The organism is Piscinibacter sp. PDB1-1, from assembly GCF_056675995.1.
In genome coordinates this window covers 1,090,472-1,108,279 of record NZ_JBWVZJ010000001.1, presented here as the reverse complement: position 1 = coordinate 1,108,279, position 17,808 = coordinate 1,090,472, and the positions used below count along the sequence as shown (strand labels likewise).

Genomic DNA, 17,808 nt, shown 5'->3' with positions numbered 1-17,808 from the left:
TGAAGCGCGATGCATTGCTGCGCGCCACAATGAACGCCCTTCCGATCACCCTGCGAGGCGCCCCGATGATCACGGTCCACCATCTCAACAACTCCCGATCGCAACGTGTGTTGTGGCTGCTCGAAGAACTCGGTGTGCCCTACGAGATCAAGCACTACCAGCGCGACCCCAAGACCATGCTCGCGCCGGAGTCGCTGAAGCAGGTGCACCCGCTGGGCAAGTCGCCGGTCATCACCGACGGGTCAGCCACGGTCGCCGAATCCGGTGCGATCCTCGAGTACATCGCCGAGCGCCATGGCGACAACCGCCTCGTGCCGGCGAATGGCTCGCCTGAGCAACTTCGCTACCGCTACTGGATGCACTTCGCCGAAGGCTCGGCCATGCCACCGCTGCTGCTCAAGCTGGTGTTCATGACCGTCGAGAAGCGCAAGATGCCGTTCTTCATCAAGCCGATCGTGGTGGGCATCTCGAAGAAGGTGCAATCGACATTGGTCGACCCCAACCTGAAGCGGCAGTTCGACTTCATGGAAGCGGAGTTGGGCAAGAGCGAATGGTTTGCGGGAAATGAATTCAGCGTGGCTGACATCCAGATGAGCTTTCCGATTGAAGCGGCGGCGCAGCGTGGGGGGCTGAATGGGTCATGGCCGCGGCTGATGGCGTACCTGAAGCGGATTCACGGGCGGGAGGCGTTTCGGCGGGCGTTGGAGAGGGGCGGGCCTTACAGCTTTGCGAATGATTGAGGGTTGTGGGGGGTGCTGGTGAGGCGCTGATTGGTCAACGTGCTTGTGCAGGCGTGTCTAGGTAACTCGACTCGCCGCCCAGTGCCTGCGCGCATCACAGACCGCTCAGCCTGAGGTATCGAAGGCCCGCTCCTTTTGTGGCGCTTCGCGTGGTTTGTTCTTCGTACTTCGCGCGGGTGCGCCGGGAATCCGCCCCGGCGGGCGGGTCACTTTCATTTGCTGGCCCAAATGAAAGTAACCAAAGCAAAGGGCCCTTCATTTGGCCGAACTGCGTGGCGGCTAGACGCGACTTGTCGTTGCCATGCCACAGCGAGCCGCCGAACACCTGCTGCGATTTCTTCCCCACTCGCCTCGCTGCGCATCGGCTCGACCCTGCTCGTTTTGATCAGGCGCGAGCGCAGCGATGCGCCGAGCCGAATGGCCCTTCGGACGAGCTGAGCAGCGCAGGGCTTGGTGGGCGCGCGCGCAGCGCGCATCCACAACTGACTTGGGGCAGATGTCTGAGCGCAGTCGCCGCAGGCGACGGAGCGAGTTTCTGCCCCGTCCACCAAGACCGAGCAGCGCAAGGCAGCCCTCGCGCAGCGAGGGCCGAGGAGGCAGGGTCGCTTTCTTTGCCCCCTTTCTTTGTCGACACAAAGAAAGGGGGTCGGCCGCCGGGCCGAAACCCCGGCGCGGCCTCACGCAGTGAACAACTGCATCACGCGAATAGCGCCACGCGCCTTCGATACCTCAGGCTGGGCGGGTCGTGGCGTGCGAGTCTGCCGAGGAGGTGATGGCGTGCGAATTGATGCCAGCGCGATCGGCGCGCCATCTCATGCCCAGGGAGGGGCGGTGGCAGGCGACCGAACGACGCGGACACACAGGCAGTGCCCAACTCCGGCTACTGCACCACCCCCATATCCGCAAGCGCCTTGCGGATCACCTCCGCATCTCCCATCCCGCCTGGCGCCTTGCCCTCTTCGATCAAGTCCGCCCGCTCGAACAGCGGCACAAAAAGCCCCAGCTTGTCGACGGGCCCCTTGAGCGTGATGCTTCCGTGCCTGGCGAACGATGCATCCCAGGCCGACCGAACCTCGTCCCAGAAGGCCTTGGTGGCTGAGTAGTAGCGGTCGGCCGCAGAAAAATCGGCGCCCTTCAGGCGCTCGTAGCGGGCCATACCGTACTCGCGCCCGAGGTAGGGGAAGCCGGCGTCGGGCTCGCGTTGTGCGTCGAGCCGTGCCTTGAGGTTGTTCTCCTCCTGCGTCCATCCCGTGGGCGTCACGGTGTGGCGGTTGGTGCCAATCAGCGTGTCGTAGTCCTTGCGCACGCTCCATTCGCGGCGCGGCAGGGGTCGCCGCGTCTCGGCGCTGATCCAGGTGGAGAAGCTCGCGTTGTGCTGCCAGCGGCCCAGGCTCGCGTAGCGCGGTGATTCGTCGACCTGGTAGACGGCCTGCATCCATGCACCGCGGCGCTCGGCATCGGGAACGGCTCGGCGCTTCCAGCGGTCACGGTCCTGGTACTCGACGATGGCCTCGGGCTCGTAGCGCCAGTCCTGCCGCCAGTGCTTGGTCACCATCGCGTCGCTGATCTTGCCGTCCTTCTGCACGATACGCATCTCGAGGATGTGCACCAGACTCACGAAGCCCGGATCGTCGCGATCGACGTACACCTTCTCGGTACCCCAGGATTGATAGGGGCCGAGCTTGGGTGCGTCGTCGGACGCAACGGTATACGAAGCCACTTCGAGAAAGTCGAAATTCACGCGGTAGGTGCCGGCCATCGCGAGGATCGCGCGGCGGTCGCGCTCCTGCGGCGTGAGGCCCTCTGCTTGCAGGGCCTTCCACTCGGCCGAGGGCGAGGTGTCGGCCACCACCGGCACACCGCGCGTGGTGCCGCCGCGGGGTTTGGGGGAGTCCGCACCGAGCGGCCATGAGAAGGTGTAGCGCTGCGGGGCGGTGGGAGCAGGGGCAGACGCTGCCGGGCCGGCGGCAATCGCGGTGGCAGGCAGCAGCGCGGCAAGGCAGATGAGCAGTGTGGTCTTCATGCGCAGGTTCGAACCAAGGTGGGTCATCGGCTGGCGTGCAAGGTGCGTGCTGCTGGCAGAGCGTTGCAGTTTAGAAGCTCGCCTGTGACCAGACCTTGCCCCGCCTGCGGTCATTGAACCGTACTGTGTCGCGCGATCAATGGTTGGGTGCGGCCGATGTCAGGTGCGCCACACGCGTGGCTGCGCTGCGCTCAGCGACCAGGCCGTCTTGCGCCACCGCCGCCATACCTCCATCAGCAGGTGCATGGCCGGTTCCACGCGGTGCGCAAGGGCACGCAGCACCACCACCTCGCCGTGCGGAGAGGTGCAGCCAGCGGTGGCGCGCAGGGGGTCGGCCGCGATCGCATCGCGCGCCGCATCGAGCATCTCATCGCGCCGCCCAGCCGTCAGCGCCGTGCCGGTGGCGAACCACATCGTCGCGAGCACGCTGTGTCCCGCCCAGCCGAGCGGCGAGTGAAGCAGCCGTTCGTCGCGACCGTCGATCGTGCCGCGCTCCAGCCACACGCCGGGCAACTCGATCTGCTGCGTGTAGCGGCCGGCGTCGAAGCGTTCGTCGCTGGCGGGCAGGCCGAGTGCCAGCACGTCCCAACCGATCATCTCGGCGCCGGGCGCCAGATCGAAACGCATGCGGTTCTCAGCCAGCGTGTTGCGGTAGAGGATGGTCTCCAGCGGCAACCACTCGAAGCGAGCACCGCCCTCGACACGCGCGGCCAGCGTCTGCAGCGCCGGCGACCCGGTGCTGCGGTAGAAGCGGGTGGCCCCCGGCGTGGTGATCAGTGCATGGCTGCCCGCGCCAACGCCCACGTCGATCGCGAGCACGTCGCCCGCCACCACACCGCCGGGGGGATGCACCAGCACGTTGTGGCAGATGGCATCGCCCTCGGGATACAGGCTTTGCAGGATGCGCAGCGGCCCGTTGTGCTTGTCGTGGACAACGGTGCGCTGCGTGTCGTTGCGGTAGCGGAGTTGCAGGTGGCCGTGCCAGCCCATGTCGGTGTCGGGGTGCCGAAGGAGCGCCGAGTTTAGGGGCGTTGCCTTCGGTACTTTCAGTGCCCTGCAGACCCCCGGTGTGCCCAGGCGGTGGTGCGCTTCTCGACCACCGCGAACAGCTCGTACATCGCCATGGCCATCACGCCGACGACCACCAGACCGGCGAAGGCGAGGCCCATCTGCATCGACGAGCCGGCGGAGATCAGCAGGTAGCCGATGCCTTCGTTGGCGGCCGTCATCTCCGACACGGTGGTGCCCACGAACGCGAGCGTGATCGCGACCTTGAGCGACGCGTAGAAGTAGGGCATGGAGCGCGGCAAGCCGACCTTGATGAGGACGTCCCAGCGCTTGGCGCCGAGTACGCGCAGCACGTCTTCGAGTTCGGGCTCCAGCGTGGCCAGGCCGGTGGCGATGTTGACGGTGATCGGGAAGAACGAGATCAGGAACGCGGTGAGCACCGCGGGGCCGACGCCGATGCCGAACCACACCACCAGGATCGGGATGAAGGCCGCCTTGGGCAGCGCGTTGAAGGCCGTCATCAGCGGGTACATCGCCGCATAGGCCAGGCGCGAGCTGCCGATGAGAAAGCCGAGCAGCGTGCCCACGACGATCGAAATGCCGAAGCCCAGCATCGTGACCCAGAAGGTGCGCCAGGCGTGGCCTGCAATCACGCCGCGGAACTCCCACAGCTGCTCGGCGATGCGTGTGGGCGCCGGGAAGATGAACTCCGACACGTTGAAGCCGCGGCACAGCAGCTCCCACAGTAGCAGCACGCCGATCAGCAGCACCCACGGCGCGAGTTTCATGCGTTGTGCGTTCGTCATGCCACCACCTTCGTGGTTTGGCCTGCGGGCTGGCGGATGGCGCCGATGTGTTCGCGCAGTTCGAGCACGAGGTCGGTGAACTCCTTGGTGTAGGTGAGCTCCAGCGGGCGAGGCCGCGGTATCTCGATCTCGCGCCGCACCAGCATGCGCCCCGGGCTGCGGCTCATCACGTACACCGTGTCGGCCAGGAAGACGGCCTCGCGCAGGTCGTGCGTGACCAGGATGACGTTGAACTTCTGCGCGGCATGCAGGTCGCGCAGGATGCACCACAGCTCTTCGCGGGTGAAGGCATCGAGCGCGCCGAAGGGCTCGTCGAGCAGCAGCATCTTGGGCTCGTGGATGAGCGCGCGGCAGATCGACGCCCGCTGCTGCATGCCGCCCGAGAGCTGCCAGGGGAACTTGTCCTCGTAGCCGGCCAGGCCAACGGCGCCGAGCAGCTTTCTCGCCTTCTCGGCGTACTCGGCGCGTTTCGAGCGGAAGCTGGTGCGGTAGGGCTCGACGATCTCGAGCGGCAGCAGCACGTTGTCCAAAGTGGTGCGCCAGGGCAGCAGCGAAGAGGCCTGGAACGCCATCCCGGTGATCTTGAGCGGGCCGGAGACCTCGCGCCCATCTATCAGGATGCTGCCCTGCGAGGGCATCTTCAGCCCGGTGGCGAGCTTCATGAAGGTGGATTTGCCGCAGCCCGAGGGCCCGACGATGGCGATGAACTCGCCTTGCTCCACCTGCATCGTGATGTCTTCGACGGCGAACTGCTTCTTGGCGAGCAGTTCATCGTTGTAGGCGAGCCAGACGTTACGAAAATCGACAAAGGCTGTCATGGACTTGGAAGCTGTTGGATGACGGATTTCACGGACTGCTGGTACGGCTCGGGGAACTCGCTGTGCAACCGACTGTGGGTGCCGCCTGCGAACTCCACCCAGTGCACACCGGGGCGGGCTGCATCACGCAAGTTCCGGCCCAGGGCGATCGGAACCGTCTGGTCGGCGTCGCCATGCATCATCAGGATGGGTGCGTCGACCATGCCGATCCTGTCGATCGAATAGAAGCGCTGGCTCGTGATCCACGAACCGATGGTGCCGATCACGCCGTTGGCCGCCGCCACATCCGGCAGGCTGGTGAAGGTGGCTTCGAGGATCAGCGCGCCGTAGTCGGTGCGGTAGTGCTTGCGGCTGGCCAGGTCGACCGCCACGCCGCCACCCATCGAGTGGCCGAAGATCACCCGCTTGCCCGGATCGGGCTGGTGTCGCACCAGCTCCGTCCAGGCGACGTCGGCATCGGCCAGGATGCTCGCCTCCGACGGGATGATGGCTTCGCTCTCACCCCATCCGCGGTAGTCGACTGCCACCACGGCGAAGCCGGCCTCGCGCAGTGCCTCGATCTTGGGGTAGTTGCGAAACAGGTTGCGAAAGGTGCCGTGCAGGTAGAGCAGGGTGGGCGCCTTGGGGTCGGCGTGAGGCAGCCACCAGATCTGCAGCTTCTGGGGCGTGTCGTTCGGGCCGCGAACGTTGATGAAATACGCCTTGTCTTCGGGGCGCAGGCCGTTGAAGTCGGCCATGCGCCCGGGCGTTGGGCGGTAGACGAGCTGGCGCTCCTTGCGGTCCCACCATGCGCAGCCACCGAGCGCAGACAGCATGCAAATGGTCACACACAAGCCCGCGATGGCGCGCCCACCTCGGCTGGAAGCCTCAAAAAACCCCGCGACAATCGCGCGCATGCGAACCCTTTCTACTTTGCTTCTGGCCGCTGGCCTGTTCGTGTGTGGTGTCCCTGCGCTGGCTCAGTCGACCACGGCCGAGGTGCCGCCGTCTGCCGCCGCACCTGCCGCCGAGCCGGCCCCGCCATCCGATGGCATATGGCGTCTCATGGCCTCGCCGTTCTCGATCCATTATTCAATGGACCCGGAGCACCGCCCAGTCTGGATGGTCGGGGTGGAGCGCGAATACGACTCCGGCTTCCTGTGGGGTGGCACGTACTTCAGCAACTCTTTCGGGCAACCCAGCGGGTATGTGTACGCCGGCCAGCGGCTCAACAACTGGAGCGCTTACCCGGAGCTGTTTGCCCAGTGGACGGCCGGTTTGTTGTACGGCTACAAGGGTGAGTACAAGGACAAGGTGCCGTTCAATCACAACGGGTTTTCGCCGGGGGTCGTGTTGGCCATCGGATGGCAGTTCACGCCGATGTATTCGATGCAGCTGAACTTTCTCGGGAACTCGGCGTTGATGTTCCAGTTTTCTGTGGATATTCGGTGAGGGGCTGTTCGGGGCCTGCGCGCATCACAACCCGCTCAGAGTCCACGCGCATCACAGACCGCTCAGCCTGAGGTATCGAAGGCCCGCGCCTTTTGTGGCGCTTCGCGTGATTTGTTCTTCGTACTTCGCGCGGGTGCGCCGGGAGTCCGCCCCGGCGGGCGGGTCACTTTCATTTGCTGGCCCAAATGAAAGTAACCAAAGCAAAGGGCCCGTCATTTGGCCGAACTGCGTGGCGGCAAGACGCGACTTGTCTTTGCCATGCCCGAGCGACTCGCCGAACACCTGCTGCGATTTCTTCCCCACTCGCCTCGCTGCGCATGGGCTCGACCCTTCTCGTCTTGATCAGGCGCGAGCGCAGCGACGCGCCGTGCCGGTTGGCCCTTCGGACGAGCTGAGCAGCGCAGGGCTTGGTGGGCGCGCGCGCAGCGCGCATCCACAACTGACTTGGGGCAGATGTCTGAGCGCAGCGGCCGCAGGCCGCGCAGCGAGTTTCTGCCCCGCCCACCAAGACCGAGCAGCGCAAGGCAGCCCTTGCGCAGCGAGGGCCGAGGAGGCAGGGTCGCCTTTTCTTGGTTACTTCTTTTGGCGAAGCAAAAGAAGTAACTCGGCCGCCGGGCCGAAACCCCGGCGCGGCCTCACGCAGTGAACAACTGCATCACGCGAATAGCGCCACGCGCCTTCGATACCTCAGGCTGAGCGGGTGGTGGCGTGCGAACTGGAGGACCTCAATCCCACGGGCTGTGCGATCCCGTGTTCACGCTACCACCCCCCTTACATCACTTCTTAGCCGCCTTGAAGATGTCCCGATCCGAAGCCGCCGGCAGATAGCCACCGCTCCACACCGCCCCCGCATTCACCCGCTCCTTCGTGCCGAACGCATCCGACACCTGGCTGGCCATCAGGGACAAACGCCCCGGGTTCACCTCGCCGAAGCCCTCGGCCTTGGCGTCCGGCGTGAGCACGGTTGCTTCGAGCGCGAGCTTCAGGCGGCGGGTCTCCAGTTCTTCGTTGATGATGCCGTCGCGTGCCTTGACAGTGGCAATCGCTCCCTTGGGATCGGCGATCACGTCCTTCACGCCCTTGGTGAATGCGCGCAGGAAGGCTTTGACAGCCTCGGGGTTCTTCTTGAGGAAGTCTTCGCCCACGATGATGGCGTTGCCGTAGAGCTTTACGCCGTAGGTGGGGTAGGGCAGCACGACGATGTCGTCGGCCTTGACGCCGCGCGCTTCGAGGTTGAGCAGCGAGGTGAACGAGAAGCCGGTGATGGCGTCGATGTCGCCGCGCACGAGCATGGTTTCGCGCAGTGGCGGGTCCATGGCCGTCCAGGCCACGTTGGTCACGTTGTTGGCCTTGGCAAAGATCGGCCAAGCCTTGCGGCCGGCATCGAACACCGGTGCGCCGAGCTTCTTGCCGTTGAGGTCGGCGGGGCTCTTGATGCCCGACTTCTTGAGCGCCAGCACGGCGGCCGGCGTGTTGTTGTAGACCATCATCACCGCCACGGGCTTGTTGGGCACGTTCGGGTTGTTGGCATGGAACTCCATCAACGCCGCCAGGTCTGCAAAGCCCATGTCGTAGGTTCCGGAGGCCACGCGTGTCACGGTGCCGCCCGAGCCGTTGCCGGCGTCGACCGTCACCTTGAGCTTCTCGGCCTTGTAGTAGCCCTTGGTCTCGGGCACCAGGAACAGCGCGGCGGGGCCTTCGAACCGCCAATCGAGCTGGAACTTGACCGGTGTCTCCTGGGCATGGGCCGCAGGCAGTGCAGCGGCAAGAAGCCCTGCGCAAAGGGTGGCGATGAGTGAGCGTTTGCTGAGCATCATGGGTTGATTTGTCTCGTGAGAGTTGATGAAGGTCAAGGCTTGTGGGCCACCCAAAGTGGTTCGCAAGAAGCGTGCGCAGCAGCCCTTTTCATTGTTCGTCGCTCCCTGTATTGAGCAAACTTTGCGCAGTCTTTATCGCAAATGCTCGTCGAGGGTTGCCCCGGCTCAGGGCTGCACCCGCTGCCCGGCGATGTAGGTGGCGGCCAGATTGCGTTCGTCTCCGAGCGTCATCCACGCGAACACCTTCTCGTGCAGGTCGCGCGCCACGGCAAGCCGGCGCTGGGCGACGGGGCCGGCGGCCCAATCCCACACGCACACATCGGCCATGCGGCCGGGTTCGAGCGATCCGATCTCGTGGCCCAGGCCGAGTGCCTGGGCGGCGCCGAGCGTGATGGCGTGCAGGCCCTTCCATGCCGTGAGCCGCTGGCCCGCCATGGCCTGCACCTTGTAGGCGTCGGCCAGGGTCCTGAGCTGGCACAGGCTGGTGCCACCGCCCACGTCGCTGGCCACGCTCACCGCGGCGCCGGCGGCCTCGGCGGCGCGCCAGTCGAACAGGCCGCTGCCGAGGAACAGGTTCGACGAGGGGCTGTGTGCGATCTGCGCACCGCTGTCGCGCAGCGCGGCGCGGTCGTCGTCGTCGAGCCAGATGCCATGCGCGAGCACGCTGCGCTCGTCGAGCAGGCCGGCGCGGGCGTAGACGTCGAGGTAGCTGCGTGCTTCAGGGAAGAGCTCGCGCACCCAGGCGACCTCGGCGCGGTTCTCGGCCACGTGGGTCTGCATGTAGAGGCCGTCGTGGGCCTGGTACAGCGCACCGGCCATGGCCAATTGCTCGGGCGTGCTGGTGGGCGCGAAGCGCACGGTGACGGCATAGGCGAGGCGGTCTCGCCCATGCCAGCGCTCGATGAGCTCGACGCAATCGCGCTCGGCCTTGGCCACGTCGTCGCGCAGGCCTTCGGGGGCGTGGCGGTCCATCAACACCTTGCCGGTGATGAGCCGCATGCCGCGTGCCTGCGCGGCCGCAAAGAGCGATTCGGCGCTGACCTTGTGCACGGTGGCAAACACCACCGCACTGGTGGTGCCGTGGGCGAGCAGGGCGTCGAGAAACCGCGCCGCGCCCGCGGCGGACTCGGCACCGTTGGCGTAGAGCTGCTCGGCGGGGAAGGTGTAGTTGTTGAGCCAGTCGAGCAGTTCGGTGCCGTAGCTTGCGATCACGTCGAGCTGCGGGCTGTGCACGTGGGTGTCGATGAAGCCCGGCAGGATCAGCCGGCCGCTGTGGTCGTGGTGCGCCCAGGTGGAGTCGGGCGCGTCGGCCTGCGCCCCGACGATGCGGCCGTCTTCGATCAGCAGCCAGTGGTCGGGCCGAAAGCGCACCACAGGGGTGTCGATCGCGCCCCAGGCCGGCGCGCCGGTGAAATCAAGCAGGTCGCCACGCAAAGCCAGGCGAACAGGATGGGTAGCAGGGGGCATGTGGGTGTGTCGAGCAAGTGCCGTACCTGCGGCACGTTGCATGCTACGTCTGCGCTGTGACAAACACCAAGCGCTGACATAAGCTTTCCTGCATGAACCCGCAAGCCATTCGCTTTTATCACCGTGGTGCCATCGTTGAAGTGAATGGCGCCCACCCCACGCGCTCGGTGCTCGACTGGCTGCGCGAAGACGCTCACTGCACCGGGACCAAGGAGGGCTGCAACGAAGGCGACTGCGGCGCCTGCACTGTGGTCATCGGCGAGTTGGCTGAGGCATCAGGCGCAGACGAAAACGCAAACGCAAACGCAAACTCAAACAGCACGGCCGTGCGCGGCCTCGCGCTCAGGGCAGTCAACGCCTGCATCCAGTTCCTGCCCACGCTCGATGGCAAGGCCTTGTTCACCGTCGAAGACCTGAAAGGCGCCCAAGGCCTGCACCCTGCGCAGCAGGCGATGGTCGACTGCCACGGCTCGCAGTGCGGCTTCTGCACGCCGGGTTTCGTGATGTCCTTGTGGTCCACCTACGAGCGGCAGATGGCCTGCAGCGCGCGGCCGAGCCGCCAGCAACTCGCCGACGAGCTCTCGGGCAACCTGTGCCGCTGCACCGGCTACCGGCCCATCCTCGATGCCGGCGAGCGCATGTTCGACCTGCCCGCGGCCACGCTCGACACCGCACCCGTGGTGCAGGCGCTGCAAGCCATGCGGCGCACCGAAGGCATGCTGTATGCGGCGTTCAACCGGCAGGTCGAAGGGCAGCACCGCATCGATCACTTCCATGCGCCGCGCACGCTGGACGCGCTCGCCACGCTGCGTGAGCGCCACCCGCATGCGCAGTTGCTGGCCGGCTCCACCGACGTCGGCCTGTGGGTCAACAAGCAGTTCAGGCCGCTGGGCGACATCATCTACGTCGGCGAGGTGGCCGAGCTCAAGCGCATCGAAGAGCGCGGAGGCGCACTGTGGATCGGCGCCGGCGCCTCGCTCGAAGACGCGTGGCGTGCGCTGGCGCAGCGCTGGCCCACCCTCACCGACCATTGGCTGCGCTTTGCAGCGCCACCGATCCGCAACGCCGGCACCATGGGCGGCAACATCGCCAACGGCTCGCCCATTGGCGACACCGCACCCGTGCTCATGGCACTCGACGCCGAGGTGGTGCTGCGCAAGGGCACGCGCCTGCGCCGCATGCCGCTCACGGACTTCTACCTCGACTACATGAAAAACGCGCTGCACGAAGGCGAGTTTCTCGAAGCGATGACGCTGCCCGTGCCGCAGGCCATGCGCCAGGTGCGTGCCTACAAGATCAGCAAGCGATTCGATTGCGACATCTCGGCCGTGTGCGCGGGCTTGTCGATCGAACTGGCGGGCGACACGGTCAAGGATGTGCGCCTCGCGTTCGGCGGCATGGCCGCCACCGTGCGCCGCGCGACCGCTGCCGAGGCGGTACTTAGCGGCCGGGCCTGGTCGCAAGAGAACATGGCGCTGGCGCAAACGGCCTTGGCGGAAGACTTCAAGCCGCTCACCGACATGCGAGCCAGTGCGGCCTACCGGCTGCGCGTTGCGCAGAACCTGCTGCAGCGCTTCTGGCTCGAAACCCGCCGGCAGAACCCTTTGACGGCGCAGGCCATGAGCGTGTGGAGCAGCATGCCCCACGCGCAGCCCTCTTTGGAAGGACGGCGATGAACAAGCCGCACGAACCCTTTCTGCACGCGCCCGACGAAGCCAAGGCCTTGCGCGCTGGGGCGCGCGTGGGCATCAGCCGGCCGCACGAATCGGCCCACCTGCATGTGGCCGGTGAAGCGGCCTACATCGACGACCTGCCCGAGTTGGCCGGCACATTGCACATCGCGCTCGGCCTGTCGCCTGTGGCGCGTGGCCGGCTTGTCGCCATCGACCTCGAGGCGCTGCGCGCGCTGCCTGGCGTGGTGGATGTGCTCACCGCCGGTGACATCCCTGGCCCCAACGACTGCGGCGCGATCGTGCACGACGAGCCCATACTCGCCGATGGTGACTTGCGCTACCTCGGCCAACCGGTGTTCGCGGTGGTGGCGCACACGCGCGACGCCGCCCGTCGCGCTGCGGCGCGTGCAAGGAGCGTGATTCAAGCCGAAGCCCTGCCCCCGGTGCTGACGCCCCAGGCCGCACATGCCGCGGGCGAGTATGTTCTGCCGCCCATGCATCTCGTGCGTGGCGATGCGGCGGCAGCGCTCGCGCGCGCCCCCCGGCGCCTGAAGGGCACGCTCGACGTCGGCGGGCAGGAGCAGTTCTACCTCGAAGGCCAGATCAGCTACGCGATCCCGAAAGAGAACGACGGCATGCTGGTGCATTGCTCCACGCAGCACCCGAGCGAGATGCAGCACCTGATCGCCCATGCGCTCAAGCTGCAGGCGCACCACGTGCAGGTCGAATGCCGCCGCATGGGCGGCGGCTTTGGCGGCAAGGAGTCGCAATCGGCGCCGTTCGCCTGCATCGCGGCCGTGGCGGCGCGCAAGTTGAATCGCCCGATGAAGCTGCGCCTCGACCGCGACGACGACTTCCTCATCACAGGCCGGCGCCACTGCTTCTGGTACGAGTACGACATCGGCTTCGACGACGACGGGCGCCTGCTCGCGGGCGAAGTGACCATGGTCTCGCGCGCCGGCCACTCGGCCGATCTGTCAGGGCCCGTGATGACGCGGGCGCTGTGCCACTTCGATAACGCCTACTGGCTGCCCGATGTGGCCCTGCACGGCTACTCGGGCAAGACCAACACCCAGAGCAACACCGCGTTCCGTGGCTTCGGCGGCCCGCAGGGCGCGATCGCGATCGAGTACGTGCTCGACAGCATCGCGCGCACGCTGGGCAAGGACCCGCTCGATGTGCGCCGTATCAACTACTACGGCAAGGAGAGCCACAACATCACGCCCTACGGGCAGGTGATCGAGGACAACATCCTGCAGGAGCTGAGCGACCAACTCGAAGTGACGAGCGAGTACCGCACCCGCCGTGATGCCATCGCCCAGTTCAACGCCACGAGCCCGGTGCTCAAGCGCGGCATCGCGTTCACGCCCGTCAAGTTCGGCATCTCGTTCAATGTGGCGCACTTCAATCAGGCCGGTGCGTTGGTGCATGTGTACAACGACGGCTCCATCCTCGTGAACCACGGCGGCACCGAGATGGGCCAGGGCCTCAACACCAAGGTGGCGCAGGTGGTTGCGCATGAACTGGGCGTGAGCTTCGAGCGTGTGCGCGTGACGGCCACCGACACGCACAAGGTGGTCAACACATCCGCAACTGCAGCGTCGACCGGCACCGACCTGAACGGCAAGGCCGCGCAAGACGCCGCGCGGCAGATCCGCGATCGGCTGGCGGCCTTCGCGGCGGAGCAGGCAGGGGTGAAGCCGAACGAGGTGCAGTTCGCGAACGACCGCGTGCTCATCGGCGCAGCCAAGTCCAAGAGTGGCAAGAAGGTGGCTACCAAGCCGCACGATCTTTCGTTCTGCGAGCTCGTCACGCAGGCCTACATGGCGCGCGTGCAACTGTGGTCCGACGGCTTCTATGCCACCCCGGGCCTGCACTGGAACCGCGAGACCATGCAGGGCAAGCCGTTCTTCTACTTTGCCTACGGCGCTGCCGTGAGCGAGGTGGTCGTGGACACGCTCACGGGTGAGTGGAAGCTGCTGCGTGCCGACCTCCTGCACGACGTGGGCCGTTCGCTCAACCCGGCGGTCGACATCGGCCAGGTCGAAGGCGCGTTCATCCAGGGCATGGGATGGCTGACGACCGAAGAGCTTGTGTGGCACCCCGCCGACGGCTCGCCGAAAGCCGGCATGCTCACCACCCACGCACCGAGCACCTACAAGATCCCGACGGCGAACGACTGCCCGCCCGTGTTCAATGTGCGCCTGTTCGACGCCGACAACCCCGCAGACACCATCCATCGCAGCAAGGCCGTGGGCGAACCGCCGCTGCTGCTGCCGTTCTCGGTGTTCTTCGCGATCCGCGATGCGGTCTCGTCGGTGGGCGGGCATCGCGTGGACCCGCCCTTGAGCGCGCCGGCCACGAGCGAGGCGATCCTGCGCGCCATCGACGCGGTGCAGGCTGCTGCTGCCTGACATGGATGAACTGCGCGACGCGGCACAAGCCTGGCTGGGCGCCGGGCGTGCCGCCGTGTTGGTACAGGTGTGTGACGCGCGCGGGTCGGTGCCGCGCGAGGCCGGTACGCGCATGCTGGTGGCTGTGGGTGAGACGCTCGGCACCATCGGCGGCGGGCACCTCGAGTGGCAGGCGATCGCGCGGGCCCGCGAGCTGCTTGGCGACCCCGCGCAGCCGCCACAAACCATTCACTACCCCTTGGGGCCGGCGCTCGGCCAGTGTTGCGGCGGCGCCGTCACCTTGAGCTTTGAGCCCCTGCAGGCGGCCCACCTGGCGGCCTGGCCGGCACAGGCGCCGCGCCTGCACCTGCAGCTCTACGGCGCCGGTCATGTGGGCCGGGCGATCGCTCGGCTGCTCGCCACACTGCCGGTGCATGTGGATTGGATCGACGAGCGCGATGAAGAATTCCCACGCACGTTGATCGATGACCACTGGCCCTCGCACATTCGCAAACTCGCCGTCGATGCGGTCGAGGCCGAGGTGCGCCACGCGCCACCCGGCGCGTGCTACCTCGTGCTCACGCACCAGCACGACCTCGATTTGCGGATCACCGAAGCTATCCTGCGCCGCAACGATTTCGCGTTCTTCGGCCTCATCGGATCGAAGACCAAGAAGCAGCGCTTCGTGCATCGCCTGCAGGAGCGGGGAGTGCCCGCATCGGCGATCGACCGCATGGTGTGCCCCATCGGCCTGCCGGGCATCGCCGGCAAGGAGCCGGAGGTCATCGCCGTGAGCGTGGTCGCGCAGTTGCTCGCGCTGCGCGGGCAGCGCTGAACACGCAGAAGGTCAGTAGACGCTGTCTGCGAAACTGCCCTGCGTTCGAGTGCTGTCGGGCGCCTGTGTGCGAGCCACGCCGGTGTGAGAGATCGGAACGGTCGACGGCCCCGATTTCAACGGCGGGTACAACGAGATCGAGTTGCTGTTCAAGAAGAACGATGGCGGCGCGCCGAAAGCCTTGGCCCACACGCGCGACAGGTGGGCCGAATCGCTGAAGCCCGAGGCGTGCGCTGCGTCGGTCACGCTCATGCCTTGGCCCAGCGCCCGCACTGCCGCGATGATCTTGTAGGTGGGCAGGTACTGGCGCAGCGACACGCCCATCTCCTGCGTGAACAGGTGCGACAGGCGGTGATAGGAAAGGCACGCCCGGTGGGACAGCGTGTCCAGACCCTGCGCCGGGTCTTGCTTGAGCCACTGCAGGGCGCGCTCGATGCGGGCGTCCATCGGCTTCGGCGGCGGCAGCAGCGCGGTGGCCACGCCGATGCACTCGTGGAACATGCTGATGGCGTGGTTGAGGCCGGCACGCGTTTCGATCAGTTCGCGCAAGCCCTGCAATTGATCGAAGAAGAGCTCGCGCGGCAGCGCCATGAACCCGGGCTCGTCCAGCAGCGAGAAGGTGCGGTAGGCCGAGTGAGCCGGGCTGATGCCGATCGAGACGAACGGCACCTTGTGTGCGTTCAGGCTGCGCATCATGAAGGGCTTGATCGCGACCGCGCCGAGGCGCTCCTTGCGGCCGTTCACGTCGATCTCGAACTGCGGCTCTCCGGTGGTCAGCAGCAGCATTGCGTAGAAGCGCTCGGTGGGGGTGGTCACCACACCTTGGCTCGAGAAGATGAAGCCGCCCGAAAACACGAACACCTGCGACTTGTTGGACGGGGTGGCGGTCGTGTCGTCAACCTGGATGGTCATTTGGCCGTCTCCCCGTTGCTTTTCCCCTCGTCGTCTGTCTCGTGCTGGCTGCCGTAGTTGTAGTACAGCCGCGTCAGCGTCCCGTTGCGATAGACCTCGAGTTCGATCTCGCTTTGCTGCGTGAGCGCAATCATCGAGCTGTCGTCGATCGCCGTCATCTTGGGCGTGTCGAGCGTGTAGATGCGGTCACCCGGGCGCAGGCCGAGCTTCTCGTAGCGGCTCTCGGGCATGACCTCTGCCACGACGAACCCGCCTTGCGGGCTGGGCTGCAGGTGCACTTCGTTCAAAAAGGCGCGCGCGGCGTTCTGGCGCGTGGCCGACAGCAGCTGAACATCGACCTTGGCATTGCGTTCGGCGATGTCGGCCAGCGCAGAAGACTCCGGCAGTGCCTGCGTGAATCCCCCTGACGCCGCGGCTGCCTGCATCGGCAGGGCAGCGTCGGTGTCTGGCTGGTCGGGCACATCGGCCCGCAGGGGCGAGGCGGCAGTTGTCATCGTGACCGGCGCCATGGGTTCAGGCTCACCGGTACCGCTGAGCCACCAGATCAGCGCCGCAACGGGCGCGGCTGCGCACAGTGTGATCAAGGCCGCCCGCCCGGGCCTGGACTTGGTTTCAGCGTGAATGATCCCGCCCATCACGTCACCCTCTTTGCTGCACTACGGTGGGGCGAGAATCGCCAGCCCCAGACGCGAGGCGCCCTGCGGACCATTCGGAGCGCAGGGCGAACTCAGACGTTTTCACTCTACATGCCGCTGGGGTGCATCGTCATGCGGCCCCTGCGGTAACACCCGTTACGGTGTGACGAAGCTTGCCAGCCAGTTCGCGGTGGCGGGCAAGGCCCAGGCCGCCGAACCGGATTGGTAGATCGGGTCGACCAAGGCGCCCGAGCACTGGATGCCGATGACACCACCGTAGCCCATGAAGCAATGGTCGGCGTCAAGGTCGCTCACTTCGATGCTGCGCACCACCAGCCATCCGGAACCGTTGCTGTTCAGGCACGAGGTCGAGCCCGTGGTGCAGCTCTTGCCGGTGACCAGCTTGCCGGAATTGCCTGCGGTGGTGACGGTGCCGCCCACGAACATGTCGGTCTGGCCATTGATGATGCGCACGCGATCAGGCGATTGCGTGTACTTGCCGCTGGCGATGCACGAACCCAGGTTGTAAGCCGCGGTATAGGTGGCGCCGGCACCCTGGCCCATGGAGGCGCGGATACGGCTGTCGTAGTTCTTGGAGAGCACCGAGATGATCGAGCCCTGGCTCAGACCGCCGGTCACGATGCCCTTGGAGCAATCGGCCTTGGCGCGCGAGCACAGGGTCTGGATGGCGCTGGTGGCCTTGCTCTGATCGAAGATGCACTTGGCACGCGTGCCGATGGTCGAGCAGGTGCCGAAGCTGCCGTTGTCATACTGGATCGATGCGGCGACGAATCCCTTGGCGGCCATGGCGTTCACTGCGGCCTTGGCCCAGTTGCTCGTGTACGACTCGCCAGTGCCACCGATGTGCACGTACACCGGGTACTTGCCCGATGCGCTGGGCTCGGCGCCGCTGATGGCGTAGGTGGTGCCGCACGAGGCGGTGCTGCCGCCCTTGTACGACGCGGTGAATGAGGTCTGCGCGGTCGCGATCGAAGCGATCGAGGTGATCGCAAGCGCCACGCCGACGCGGGCGATAAGGCGAGTGATATGAGTCATGCTGTCTCCGACGAAGTTGTTGTCGGCTTGCCGCGGCACACACGACGTGTGGCTCTTGGCAAACCGTGCGTTCATCAAGAAGTGAACGCGTGTGCATCTTCGTGGGAGCTTAGCCGTGCAACTTGAATTCAGTTGCTAATCGAGCCCCGGGAATACGCGCGGTCTGGGCGGTTTTGCCACCGTATGAGGCAACT

Annotated in this window: 15 protein-coding genes; 5 read left to right on the top strand and 10 right to left on the bottom strand. The window is 66.1% G+C overall.

Going from position 1 to position 17,808, the window contains the following annotated elements; genetic code table 11:
- Nucleotides 1-65: 65 nt before the first annotated feature.
- Nucleotides 66-740 carry a glutathione S-transferase family protein gene (locus AC1KAR_RS05020; RefSeq protein ID WP_480315087.1) on the top strand — a complete coding sequence of 225 codons (675 nt, stop codon included), beginning with the start codon at nt 66-68 and terminating at the stop codon, nt 738-740.
- 880 nt (nt 741-1,620) lie between these two features.
- Here the strand turns inward: AC1KAR_RS05020 and AC1KAR_RS05015 are convergent.
- The 5 genes from AC1KAR_RS05015 to AC1KAR_RS04995 all read right to left on the bottom strand — a co-directional run bounded on the left by AC1KAR_RS05015 (nt 1,621) and on the right by AC1KAR_RS04995 (nt 6,210).
- Nucleotides 1,621-2,763 (bottom strand): DUF6607 family protein, encoded by a 1,143-nt coding sequence (locus tag AC1KAR_RS05015; RefSeq protein WP_480315085.1) that lies wholly within the window; start codon nt 2,761-2,763, stop codon nt 1,621-1,623.
- 159 nt (nt 2,764-2,922) lie between these two features.
- The gene (locus AC1KAR_RS05010; RefSeq protein ID WP_480315083.1) at nt 2,923-3,753 is read right to left on the bottom strand and encodes an urease accessory protein UreD; all 831 of its coding nucleotides are present in this window, start codon (nt 3,751-3,753) and stop codon (nt 2,923-2,925) included.
- Nucleotides 3,754-3,809: 56 nt separating this feature from the next.
- A complete protein-coding gene (locus AC1KAR_RS05005; RefSeq protein ID WP_480315081.1) occupies nt 3,810-4,577 on the bottom strand; it encodes an ABC transporter permease in 768 nt (255 codons plus the stop codon).
- Nucleotides 4,574-5,395: an ABC transporter ATP-binding protein gene (locus AC1KAR_RS05000; protein WP_480315078.1), complete on the bottom strand. Its 822-nt coding sequence runs from the start codon at nt 5,393-5,395 to the stop codon at nt 4,574-4,576. The genes AC1KAR_RS05005 and AC1KAR_RS05000 overlap by 4 nt, the downstream gene beginning before the upstream one ends.
- The gene (locus AC1KAR_RS04995) at nt 5,392-6,210 is read right to left on the bottom strand and encodes an alpha/beta hydrolase (RefSeq protein ID WP_480315077.1); all 819 of its coding nucleotides are present in this window, start codon (nt 6,208-6,210) and stop codon (nt 5,392-5,394) included. Before AC1KAR_RS04995 ends, AC1KAR_RS05000 begins: the two co-directional genes overlap by 4 nt.
- On the opposite strand from AC1KAR_RS04995, the gene AC1KAR_RS04990 reads away from it, so the two are divergent.
- The gene (locus AC1KAR_RS04990; RefSeq protein WP_480315074.1) at nt 6,209-6,826 is read left to right on the top strand and encodes an ABC transporter ATP-binding protein; all 618 of its coding nucleotides are present in this window, start codon (nt 6,209-6,211) and stop codon (nt 6,824-6,826) included. The two genes, AC1KAR_RS04995 and AC1KAR_RS04990, sit on opposite strands and share 2 nt — an antisense overlap.
- Nucleotides 6,827-7,602: 776 nt before the next feature.
- Here the strand turns inward: AC1KAR_RS04990 and AC1KAR_RS04985 are convergent.
- Nucleotides 7,603-8,643, bottom strand: coding sequence for an ABC transporter substrate-binding protein (locus AC1KAR_RS04985; protein WP_480315072.1), 1,041 nt, complete (start codon nt 8,641-8,643; stop codon nt 7,603-7,605).
- 165 nt (nt 8,644-8,808) lie between these two features.
- Entirely contained in the window at nt 8,809-10,110 is a 1,302-nt protein-coding gene (gene guaD / locus AC1KAR_RS04980; RefSeq protein WP_480315070.1) for a guanine deaminase, read from the bottom strand.
- 92 nt (nt 10,111-10,202) lie between these two features.
- Between guaD and xdhA the strand changes: the two genes are divergently transcribed.
- From xdhA to xdhC, 3 genes are read left to right on the top strand one after another with little or no spacing between them, the layout of a single operon-like run.
- Nucleotides 10,203-11,786, top strand: coding sequence for a xanthine dehydrogenase small subunit (xdhA, locus tag AC1KAR_RS04975; RefSeq protein ID WP_480315068.1), 1,584 nt, complete (start codon nt 10,203-10,205; stop codon nt 11,784-11,786).
- Nucleotides 11,783-14,197: a xanthine dehydrogenase molybdopterin binding subunit gene (xdhB, locus tag AC1KAR_RS04970; RefSeq protein WP_480315066.1), complete on the top strand. Its 2,415-nt coding sequence runs from the start codon at nt 11,783-11,785 to the stop codon at nt 14,195-14,197. Before xdhA ends, xdhB begins: the two co-directional genes overlap by 4 nt.
- A 1-nt stretch (nt 14,198) precedes the next feature.
- Nucleotides 14,199-15,011 (top strand): xanthine dehydrogenase accessory protein XdhC, encoded by an 813-nt coding sequence (xdhC, locus tag AC1KAR_RS04965; protein ID WP_480315064.1) that lies wholly within the window; start codon nt 14,199-14,201, stop codon nt 15,009-15,011.
- Nucleotides 15,012-15,023: 12 nt separating this feature from the next.
- Here xdhC and AC1KAR_RS04960 read toward each other — a convergent pair whose 3' ends face one another.
- The 3 genes from AC1KAR_RS04960 to AC1KAR_RS04950 form a co-directional block, all read right to left on the bottom strand.
- Nucleotides 15,024-15,923, bottom strand: coding sequence for a helix-turn-helix domain-containing protein (locus tag AC1KAR_RS04960; RefSeq protein ID WP_480315062.1), 900 nt, complete (start codon nt 15,921-15,923; stop codon nt 15,024-15,026).
- Nucleotides 15,920-16,558, bottom strand: a complete 639-nt coding sequence (locus AC1KAR_RS04955; protein WP_480315060.1) for a hypothetical protein — start codon at nt 16,556-16,558, stop codon at nt 15,920-15,922. Before AC1KAR_RS04955 ends, AC1KAR_RS04960 begins: the two co-directional genes overlap by 4 nt.
- A 156-nt stretch (nt 16,559-16,714) precedes the next feature.
- Complete coding sequence (locus AC1KAR_RS04950) at nt 16,715-17,614, bottom strand: hypothetical protein (protein ID WP_480315058.1); 900 nt, start codon at nt 17,612-17,614, stop codon at nt 16,715-16,717.
- Nucleotides 17,615-17,808 lie beyond the last annotated feature (194 nt).